Origin of the sequence: Oligella ureolytica DSM 18253, assembly GCF_000373745.1 — a bacterium.
Classification (GTDB): domain Bacteria; phylum Pseudomonadota; class Gammaproteobacteria; order Burkholderiales; family Burkholderiaceae_B; genus Oligella; species Oligella ureolytica.
In genome coordinates, this window is sequence record NZ_KB892328.1 from 1 (window position 1) to 10,629 (window position 10,629).

Below are 10,629 nucleotides of genomic sequence, written 5' to 3' on the forward strand. Positions count from 1 at the left end.
TGCCAAGGAGAATAGGCGTAGCCAAGCGTGCTTCAAGTGTATGGACTGTGATTTTGAGGAAAACGCTGACGTAGTCGGCGCGATCAATGTGTTAAGGGCGGGACACGCCCGGTTAGCTTGTGCAGAGACTTCGCCTGTAGGTAAGGGCGTCGGGCCAAGAACCCACCGAAGCGAGTCAGGCGATGGTCGCCTGAACGCCGTAGGAATCCCCGTTCTTTAGGGCGGGGAGGATGTCAACCTCCTTTTTATTAATCGCCGGGGCATTACCATTTTGGGAAAAACTTCGTCGCTATCGGCCTATCCGAGCCGCTCTCATGGGTGTCAATGCGGCGGTTGTCGGTCTATTACTCGCTGCTCTTTATCGCTATGCATGGTTTAACACCATTCAGACACCCAAAGATTTTGCCTTTGCACTGATCGCCCTAACCGCGCTAATGGCATGGAAACTGCCACCTTGGCTAGTTTTGTGGCTTACCTCATAAGCAATCATTTTATGCGCTCTCTACTCAACTTCATCGAAATTAATCTCTTGTTTCTGGCCATTGCAATTGCTGCGTTAGGCCTAATTTGGCCGGTTGCCGGTATTTTTCTAGAACAATACATTGGTGTATTATTAGCCACGTTAATGTTTGTGATTAGCCTCACCTTTGATGCCAAAGCGGTTAAATTGGTATTAAAACGACCTAACCGCCAGCTCTGGGCGCTGTTTTTAGTCTATGGCCCAATGTCGCTCGCCGGCTGGTTGACCGGTCGTTTATTTTTTGGCAGTGGTCATCTGGCAACGGGACAAACATTGCTGGGCACATTACCGACCGATGTATCCGCTCCGCTATTAGTACTTTTAGCGCGTGGTAACGTTGCCTTAGCTGCGGTACTTAACGCAGTCAATACCCTGCTCGCCCCCTTTATCGTCCCTTTTTTGTTTTTACTGCTAACCGGTGTAGAACTGGCGGTTCCTGTCACGCTGATTATTGTGGAATTAATCTTTATTGTGGTGGTACCAACCATAGCCGGGGTGTATTTGCGCACTCGCTTCCCAAAACAAATCATGCGCTATGATCATAGCTACGCAGCTTTGGGGTCCGTCGTGTATTTATGCTTATTACTATCCGTGGTCGGACCCAATGCGGAAACCATTATTAATTATGGTTGGTATGCTGTAATAATCGCCTTGGCTGCGCTTAGTCTTAATTTAATCGGCTATGCCTTGGCCTACACCACTAAGCTTTTTATTACTGATAAAGAGGAGCTCATTGCGTATTTCTTTATTGTCAGTAAAAAAGAATTTAGCATCGCTGCAGCCTTTGTGGTTGCCTCAGACCTACCCCGAGAAATCGCCATACCGGCAGCTTTTTTTGCGGTTATTCAAATGATTACCTCACCGCTTGCCGCTAAACTATTGAGTAAACATCGTTGATTGTAGGGCGTCACAGGCTCTTTCCTCACCCAAATCACAGGCCTTATTAAAATAATCTTGCGCTTGCTGTGACTGCGCTTGTACGCCTCGCCCTTGTAAATACATTTGCCCCAATTCATAGCTTGCTGCTGCATGATCTTGTGCAGCAGCTTGGCTAAAGAATGTTAGCGCCTTTTCGCTATCTTGCTCCACATGTAGGCCTTCTAAGTGCAGCATAGCTAGTCGATACTGAGCGTCAGCATAGTCCTGTGTCGCTGATTGTTTATAAAATTTAATGGCATTATCCATATCAACATCACCACCAACCCCATGCTCATTGATATAGGCCAAGTTATAAAGAGCTCTGGGATAACCGCGAGCCGCCGCAGTACGAATTAGCTCACGCCCTTTGCCATAGTCTTGAGGCACGCCACGCCCAACAATGTACATCATGCCTAGGCTATTTTGGGCAATAGCATAATCCCTATCTGCGGCAAGTGAATACCATCTCACCGCTTCCTCATAATTAATCGCCGTCCCTCTACCCTCTTCGTACATAGCCGCCAAAAAGCTTTGCGACTCCAGCAGCCCCTGCTCAGCAGATAGCTTGAACCACTTAAAAGCCTCATGATTATCGACCTCTTGGCCTAGGCCATTTTGATAAATCACACCCAATAGACCCTGAGCTTCAGCATCACCCTGCTCCGCAGCCTGACGAAGCCATCGCTCAGCTTCAGCGTAGTTTTGAACAACGCCACCACCACTCAGCATCTGGGCACCCAGCTGCTTTTGGGCCATGACATCGCCCGTCTCAGCACGCTCGTAAAGCGCATCTGTCCTTTTGGTCTCGGAGTTAAATGACACATAAAAGAACACGACCACACAAAGAAAAATCAATAGAAAAAATCGCATATCACCGCTCTAAAGGGAATAAATTAGGCTATTTTAACAAATCAAAGAGCAGAGAGGAGTGGCTGCAGTCAAGGCAACCACTGCTCCCAATCGCGCGCATTCACTGGCAGACATTAGTACTCTAGGAGTTACTCTGTTTGGGATTAGAACCTAAAATTAACCCCGGCAGTAATCGTACGGCCATTACCCGGGAAGTACATATCTTGATATTCTGTACCTTGAGCCGGTGTGGTAGTCCACGAGATATAACGCTTATCCGTTATATTATCTACTTGAATATAAACATTAGAGTCTTTATCAACGTCATAGCTCAGATGAGCGCCTAAGATGAAATAGCCACTCATCTTCTGAGTGTTGGCGTGGTCTGCATACGATGAGCCTATGGCACCACGACTATTCACGCCAAAGGTAAAGTCTCTATAACGATAATCCAGATTAAGGCTCAGGTATTGACGCGGTAAGCCACCAATATCATTCCCCGCATACATACCGTCACGGAACGTAAAATCATTATACGTATACGCTAATCGTGCCGCTAAGTTACCGTTAGCGCCGACATCCCACTTAGCTGTTAAGCCTAACTCGACACCACGGTGACGCGTATCCCCCTCATAGTTATAAACGAAGGTATTAGAACCGTCCGGTGAGTAGCTAATCAACTCCTTTTCGATATCGGCATGATAGAGTGTAAAATCCCAGCCGTATTGCTGATTAAATAAGCCTCGACCACCAATCTCATAACTGAGATTACGTTGTGGCTCCAATTCTCGTACATATGTCAATCCTCGTCTGAACATCGGCCGACCATTAGGCCCCAACACCGGTGCCCCAACGGGCCCTGCAAACTGCACCATATTTCTTAACGTCGGAGCTTCACGGCTTGTACTGACATTAGCGAAAAGCAAGGTAGTGTCATTGGGTTCCCACGATAAAGCAACTTTAGGAGACAACCAACTCCAACTATCAGCCAAGGACTGCAAGCCATTTAGGCCACTACGTCGGCCATGTAGGTCACGCCCTGTATGCACAAAACGCAGCTGCCCGCTAAGTGTCCAGTCCGGCACCAACTCCCATGCACCACGGATTTGAGCAACTAAGTTGTCTGCTTTGACGCCATACTCTTGGTGATGCATCTGTTGCACCGGCATCATCGGCTGATTAGGATTACCGTACACATCAAAATCTCCGGATGAGTAGCTATAACTCAAACCACCACCAAAGGAGAAACGTTCGAACTGTGCATCTGCCATATATTGCAAACCCAAGGTGTTTAAATCCATCTCCCATACTTGAGCCGGCGTCATAAAACGATCGTCTGTGCGTTGAAGATAAGCGCCGATACTATGAGTCCAAGCCCCTGAGTACAAGGTGGTCATATTCGCTAAACGCCAACCCTCCGTGCGTCGTTGTGGATCGGTCTGCAATGGTCTAATAGGTAAGTTATTGGTCGTCCCCTTGTAAGTATCATCACCTAGAGCAGCATCACGACTAAGCGGGCCCGGAATTTCAAAATTCTGATGAGTATAAGAAAGCCACGTGCGATTTTCCCAACCACTACCATACACACCTAAATTCGCTCTAAACGACTGACGACGTTGACGGCTGTGGTCGCGGAAGCCATCGGTACGCTGATCACCGGCCGCTACATGAAAGTCCCATGTATCAAACGCACGGCCAATAGCAAATCGGGCAGCTGTGGTGCTATCGCTACCATATTGAAGGCTTAAAGCACCAGTCTCAGTCGCACCGGTATGGCTGAGAAAGTCCATTTCTCCCCCTAAGGTCTGAGAGCTTGGATTTATAGCATTGGCACCACGACGTACGCCAATCATACTGCTATTACGTGGCTCCAACATGCCCATATGAAAAGAACCATCTGCATCATTTAACGGCAAGCCATCCACTAATAAATTAATCCCACGTGACATCGGCTGACTCTGAATACCTGACCCTCGGATTGAAATCACTGGGTGGTCATTACCACCAAAGAAATCCAATAAGGTAACCCCCGGCTGATGACCGATCAGATCCCTTAAAGTCGCCTGACTACCTGTCGTATTAGGTTTAAATGCGCCGGCACCGCCTGCAGTTGCGCTGTATGACTGCTCTAAAGCAGCAGGGGTCCTAGGCATAGAAAGCCCGCGTGCTGCATCCACTTGTAGACTAAGCGCCGGTAGAGCCACCGGTTCATTAACAGCTGCCGTGGACTCCTCCTGGGCCAACGCTGGCTGATTGCATAACGCTACACTGACTAGCCCTAAACTCATCAGCCAAAACCCTGAATAAACCGCTCGACTTAAAGGCTTCACGACAAAACCTAACTCCGAACCCCTCACCTCTTGAAAACTCATCGTCTTTCCTCTTTTTACACAATAAGATATATATAAAATATATCTATTTATTATATATCAATAATGATTATCATTTGCAACCTTATTAGAGTGATAGCTGATAGAATTTACCTGTTTTGATTTAGCTCAAACTTGGCCTTGTTGTATACTGCTACATTGCATAGCTATTGAAATATTGAGAAAGTAGCGGTGCCTTTTTAAATTCATCACTATGAGTCACTCTTTTACCTACAAAGTGCTTAATCGTTTATTTAATTTTTTAGGAAATTTATCCCTAAAAAATCGATTACGAGTAGGCGCTTTTTTAAATTTCATTGCCCCGCTTGTCATGAAGCGACGTATTGCTATTGTCAAAAAGAATTTTGAATTGAGCTTTCCTGAGGCAACACAAGCGCAACGCACAGAGTGGCAAAAGCAACATACCCGCGCTCTTTGTCAAAGCATCGTGGATAGAGGCTTTATCTGGTATGGTGATGAAGAAAAAATCAAACAGCAGGTGAATTTAAAAAACTTCCATCATCTACAAGAAGCGATGGACAATAAAGAACCGATTATTCTTTTAGCGCCACACTTTGTCGGCTTAGATGTAGCCGCTTCTCGTATGACAATGATTGTGCCGGAGAGCGCAACGATTTATACAGCCCAACGCCAGCCCGATATCGATAAAATTATTCGCGACGGTCGGGCACGCTTTAATAAAGTTCACTTAATCGAGCGTAAAGACGGTGTACGAGGCATGCTAAGATATCTTAAGCAAGGCTTCCCGGTCTATTACCTACCTGATATGGACTTCGGCCGCAAGGGTAGTATCTTTGTTCCTTTTTTCGACATCCCTGTCGCCACCCTACCAACGACTGCTGTACTTGCAGAAAAATGGGGGGCCACAATTATTCCGATTTATAGTTATTGGGATCGACAAACCGGCCATTACGAAGTAGAAGTTCTACCACCACTAGAGAACTTTCTCGGAGGTCGATCGGTCGAAGAAGCAACGACGTATGTTAATGAGTTGATTGAAGATCTGATCCTGCGTGACCCAAGTCAATATTATTGGGTTCATCGGCGCTTCAAAACTCGTCCCAATCCGGACGAGCCAACCTATTACCAATAAGTGCGTAATTGCACTTATGCATGGAGAGTCATGGTGCAAAAAATACCTCACTTTTTTCTAAGTATCTTATTTCTGACCTTAACAGTACTCAGCTTGCCCGCTCAAAGTTTTAGCTTCAGCACAAAGCAGCATCTCGGCCCACGTCTCGAAAAACTCAATGATGTTCAGGGAGTCAAGGCCACTGAGTTTTTACAAACAAGCCGCCCTACCTTGGTAAAGTTTTGGGCTAGCTGGTGCCCTCTTTGCTTAGCAACACTTGAAGAAACGCGTGATTGGCGGCTGGACCCCGATTTTTCCAACACCGATATTGTCACTCTCGCGTCTCCCGGTTATTTAAAAGAGCAGAGCCCAAAGGATTTTAGGCAATGGTATCAGGGGGTTAATATTGAACATCTACCGGTGTTAGTCAATGACGGAGGTGATTTAACTCGTGAAATCGGTGTATCGGTTTACCCCAGCTGGGCTTTACTTGACGCACAAGGTCGTTTACAGCGCGTGATCAAAGGTCATATCACCAAAGAGCAGGCCTTAGGCCTAATCGCAGATAAAGACTTTGATATTCAACGTTCCGCCCCCACCTTTTATAGACCGAGTACTGACACAGCTCAACAACAAAAGGACAAGTCCAATCTTATGAACAGTAAAGAAATTTATCTAGCCGGCGGCTGCTTTTGGGGTGTAGAAGCTTACTTTGAACGCATTCCCGGCGTTTTAGACGCCATCTCAGGCTATGCCAATGGCAATACGCAAAACCCGACTTACGAACAGGTAATTTACATGGGAACCGGTCATGCAGAGACGGTCAAAGTAGTTTACGACCCTGAGCGCGTTGACTTAGAAACCATCTTACGCCATTTTTTCCGTATCATCGATCCGACCAGTCTCAACCGCCAGGGCAATGATCGCGGTACCCAATACCGTACCGGCATCTATTACACCGACGCATCTGATGCCGCTTTAATTACCGCTGCACTAGCCCGTGAACAAAGCAAATGGCAAAAGCCTTTAGTCGTTGAAAATGAGGCGTTAGATGCTTTTTATGTCGCCGAAGAATACCATCAGGATTATTTGGCAAAAAATCCCAACGGGTATTGCCATGTTGACTTAAACCTAGTGGATCAACCATTAGAAAAAGAGGAGTTTGAATTGGAAATGAAAAGCGGTGAAAACACCCAAACCATGCAAAATCTAAAGAGTGAAATCCGGATTAATCCAGCTGATTACAGCGTACCATCAGATGAGGAGTTACGCCAAAAGCTGAGCCCATTGGAATACCAAGTCACTCAACAAAACGCGACCGAAAGAGCTTTTACCCACAGCTATGACAACCTCTATGAGCCGGGAATTTATGTTGATATTGTGAGTGGTGAGCCTTTATTCAGTTCAGATGATAAGTACGACTCCGGTTGTGGCTGGCCGTCTTTTACAAAACCTATCGTGCCGGAGGTAGTCACTGAGCACCTTGATACTACCTATAATATGCAGCGCATCGAAACCCGTAGCCGTGTCGCAGACGCTCACCTAGGACATGTATTTCCAGATGGTCCGCGTGATCGCGGTGGTTTACGCTACTGCATCAATGGTGCATCATTGAAGTTTATTCCTAAAGCGGAAATGGCAGCAGCTGGCTATGGTGACTTATTGCCCTTAGTTAGCGACAAATAAAATGTCTCAACAAACCAGCGTTGATCAGCTTAGCAATTGGTTAGAGTATATGCGCAGCCAAAAGCGTTGCTCTGAACACACCATTGCCGCTTATCAACGCGATTTAAACTTATTACTTGAGCTTTTTCCGGATAAAAAGCTCGCTGAGCTCACCCATGATTTGTTACGTAGCGCAGTGGCACGTCTGCATGCGCGCGACTATAGCCCTCGTTCTTTAGCGCGTATTGTAGCGGCTTGGCGATCTTTTTATCACTGGCTAAGCACTCAAAGTGACTTAAAAGTCAATCCTGCCGCTTATCTTAAAACACCTAAAATTCCTCGTGCGCTTCCTAAAGCCATGACGGTCGACCAAACCACCACTTTTTTAGATCGCGGCCAACAACTTAGCGACAATACACCTAAAAGTCTTTGCGATGTAGCGATGTTTGAAGTGCTGTATAGTAGCGGGCTACGACTCTCGGAACTCGTACAGTTAGATCACTGCTATTACAAAACTGAGCGCTATGAGTCCCAAGGTTGGTTAGACTTAACAGAAAAAGAAATTAAAGTTGTTGGTAAGGGCAACAAAACACGTATCGTCCCTTTGGGTGAAACCGCAGCTGAAGCGATCCGCCATTGGTTAGAAGTACGCCACAGCTGCTTATCGCCCCAAGCAGACGACAGTGATAAAGCCGCTCTATTCTTAGGTGTCAGAGGCAAACGGATTAGTCCGCGCTCAGTACAGCTTCGCCTTAAAGAAATGGCTATCAAAACCGGCGCTGACTCCTCCATTCATCCCCATATGATGCGCCATAGCTTTGCCAGTCATCTATTGCAATCTGCGCAAGACCTTCGTGCAGTACAAGAGCTCTTAGGGCACCGCCATATTTCCACCACGCAAATTTATACCCGATTAGATTTTCAGCATCTGGCAAAAGTCTACGATTCGGCACACCCAAGGGCGCACAAAAAACCTTCTGATGAAGAGATTAGCTAAGGGCTATAGCTAAGACTGATTCATAGAAGGTCAACCACAATTAGTTCGGTGGCATTTGGGTATGAGTCAATACGACCGGACAAGTTAATTGTCGCTCCATACAAGGGACTGCCCAAAACTCACTAGCTTAAATTTAACAATTTAAATAGTCATTTCGAGAGGATAAATGGTTCTAGCCACAGAAATTATCGATAGGCTGCCGTTATAACTTCACAAAGAAAACTTATGTTTTACTTATAGATCTGCGAAAATCTTATAATCATCTTATAGTAAATCAATGAATAAGATAATTTATCAGCCTAGGGCGGTGAGACGATTGCTGAAAATCCCCTCTCATAAGCTTTATCCTCGAAAAAATTAATTTACTAACTGATATGCCTTACTGCTCAAACGTAAAAAAACGTGATGAACGCACATACTAACCAGCAAATAATCCGTAAAAACAGGGTGAGCCTGAGTATGTAGTTCTTCCTTATGCGGACTACTTACAACTAATACAACAAAGTATCATCAATCTTGAGCATGGCGTACCAAATCAAATAGTTGACCTTATGTTTGACAAAGACTATACGCCTGCAAAAGCATGGAGAGAATATCTAGGCATGACTCAAGCTCAAGCATCCAAAAACTTAGGCATCTCTCAATCTGCATATTCCAGCTTGAAAACTCTTTATACCCTACATTATCAACTAGAAAAAAATAGCAAAGGCACTTAATATCAAGCCTGAGCAATTAGATTGCTGAAATTAGCAAATCCATGGCTCCAGTATTCAGCGTTAGGACACCCTAAGACACTCTCGTTCTTAGCTTAAACCATTGATTTAAAAGATGATGAGTCGGGTACCCCGAAAAACGCTGAAGACAGGAGCTAACTAAATTAGTTTCAATCCACGCGCCTGCGTGAGGCGCGACCGTTGATGTAATTACTCGCACTGGCTTGGCGGAAGTTTCAATCCACGCGCCTGCGTGAGGCGCGACGTAAACCTCTACACGCCTAACATCTGGTAGCTCTGTTTCAATCCACGCGCCTGCGTGAGGCGCGACTGCGGTCGTTACTTGCTCTAACATCGCTAAACCTGTTTCAATCCACGCGCCTGCATGAGGCGCGACTAAATCACTTTATGGAGACAAACGATGTAGTGAAGTTTCAATCCACGCGCCTGCGTGAGGCGCGACACAAAACAAAAATAGATACAATGTTTTTTTTCTGTTTCAATCCACGCGCCTGCGTGAGGCGCGACCCGGATTGTCCATGCTGCTCAAAAAGCACTTTGCGTTTCAATCCACGCGCCTGCGTGAGGCGCGACCACGTCATCTTTTCCGACAAAACGAGAGTGCCAGGTTTCAATCCACGCGCCTGCGTGAGGCGCGACGAAAGCAATAAAGGCTAATAAACCACCTAAGATGTTTCAATCCACGCGCCTGCGTGAGGCGCGACTAAATCACTTTATGGAGACAAACGATGTAGTGAAGTTTCAATCCACGCGCCTGCGTGAGGCGCGACTAAGTTCAAGCCTGAACATATCCAGACTACAGCCGTTTCAATCCACGCGCCTGCGTGAGGCAACTACTTAAGGAAAGTAGCAAAAATGATGAGTCAATGCGCCGGACAAAGTAGTTGACGTTCTATACTGGACCCTTATTTAAAAGCGATTGTTTCAATCCACGCGCCTGCGTGAGGCGCGACGTAACACGGGCAAAGGTATCCCCACAATCTTCTGTTTCAATCCACGCGCCTGCGTGAGGCGCGACAGCGTCATCGCGCCAATGCGCCTACCGATCGTGTTGTTTCAATCCACGCGCCTGCGTGAGGCGCGACATAATTGGAGTGCAATTTTTATGAGTAAAAATATGTTTCAATCCACGCGCCTGCGTGAGGCGCGACATGCCGCATAGCTGACTGTGGATCAATGCCGCTAGTTTCAATCCACGCGCCTGCGTGAGGCGCGACGAGCCAAAGCCGTGAGCGTTGTTTCTATCCGCTGGTTTCAATCCACGCGCCTGCGTGAGGCGCGACAGAACATCCTTGTTGGCACCAATGTAATAATAACCCATGATCAACGGTTGAATATTGACCCACTAGTTTAATAAACTAGCGGTTTTTCAGGCCGCTTATGTTAACTCAGGAGATGGTCGTGACGATTCACGTATTACATAAACAAGGCAAGTCCATTAGAGCAATAAGTGATGAGCTCGGTATTTCCCGTAACACCGTAAG

7 protein-coding genes, 2 pseudogenes and 2 CRISPR repeat arrays are annotated in these 10,629 nt (G+C 46.3%); of the genes and pseudogenes, 7 read left to right on the plus strand and 2 right to left on the minus strand.

Annotated elements, in window-relative coordinates:
• From B092_RS14235 to B092_RS0110635, 3 genes and pseudogenes are all read left to right on the plus strand, one after another.
• A pseudogene (locus B092_RS14235) lies at positions 1-220 on the plus strand (RNA-guided endonuclease InsQ/TnpB family protein); the annotation flags it as partial.
• A 19-nt stretch (positions 221-239) separates the two neighbouring features.
• Positions 240-482 (plus strand): annotated as a pseudogene (locus B092_RS0110630) (chromate transporter); the annotation flags it as partial.
• Positions 483-493: 11 nt separating this feature from the next.
• Entirely contained in the window at positions 494-1,417 is a 924-nt protein-coding gene (locus B092_RS0110635; protein ID WP_018575224.1) for a bile acid:sodium symporter family protein, read from the plus strand.
• Here B092_RS0110635 and B092_RS0110640 read toward each other — a convergent pair.
• Both B092_RS0110640 and B092_RS0110645 read right to left on the minus strand, forming a co-directional pair.
• On the minus strand, positions 1,397-2,308 hold the full coding sequence (locus B092_RS0110640) for an SEL1-like repeat protein (RefSeq protein WP_018575225.1): 912 nt from the start codon (positions 2,306-2,308) through the stop codon (positions 1,397-1,399). The genes B092_RS0110635 and B092_RS0110640 overlap by 21 nt on opposite strands.
• A gap of 143 nt (positions 2,309-2,451) precedes the next feature.
• Positions 2,452-4,659 carry a TonB-dependent receptor family protein gene (locus B092_RS0110645; RefSeq protein WP_018575226.1) on the minus strand — a complete coding sequence of 736 codons (2,208 nt, stop codon included), beginning with the start codon at positions 4,657-4,659 and terminating at the stop codon, positions 2,452-2,454.
• A gap of 211 nt (positions 4,660-4,870) precedes the next feature.
• On the opposite strand from B092_RS0110645, the gene B092_RS0110650 reads away from it, so the two are divergent.
• From B092_RS0110650 to B092_RS15485, 4 genes are all read left to right on the plus strand, one after another.
• Complete coding sequence (locus B092_RS0110650) at positions 4,871-5,770, plus strand: lysophospholipid acyltransferase family protein (protein WP_018575227.1); 900 nt, start codon at positions 4,871-4,873, stop codon at positions 5,768-5,770.
• A gap of 30 nt (positions 5,771-5,800) precedes the next feature.
• On the plus strand, positions 5,801-7,435 hold the full coding sequence (gene msrAB, locus B092_RS0110655) for a bifunctional peptide-methionine (S)-S-oxide reductase MsrA/peptide-methionine (R)-S-oxide reductase MsrB (RefSeq protein ID WP_018575228.1): 1,635 nt from the start codon (positions 5,801-5,803) through the stop codon (positions 7,433-7,435).
• 1 nt (position 7,436) lies between these two features.
• Entirely contained in the window at positions 7,437-8,411 is a 975-nt protein-coding gene (gene xerC, locus B092_RS0110660; RefSeq protein WP_018575229.1) for a tyrosine recombinase XerC, read from the plus strand.
• An 880-nt stretch (positions 8,412-9,291) separates the two neighbouring features.
• Positions 9,292-9,982: direct repeats of the CRISPR family, unit length 32 nt; unit sequence GTTTCAATCCACGCGCCTGCGTGAGGCGCGAC.
• A gap of 84 nt (positions 9,983-10,066) precedes the next feature.
• Positions 10,067-10,428: a CRISPR direct-repeat array (repeat unit 32 nt; unit sequence GTTTCAATCCACGCGCCTGCGTGAGGCGCGAC).
• Positions 10,429-10,525: 97 nt separating this feature from the next.
• Positions 10,526-10,629: helix-turn-helix domain-containing protein (locus B092_RS15485; RefSeq protein ID WP_156813073.1), on the plus strand; the 104-nt coding region annotated here is incomplete at its 3' end.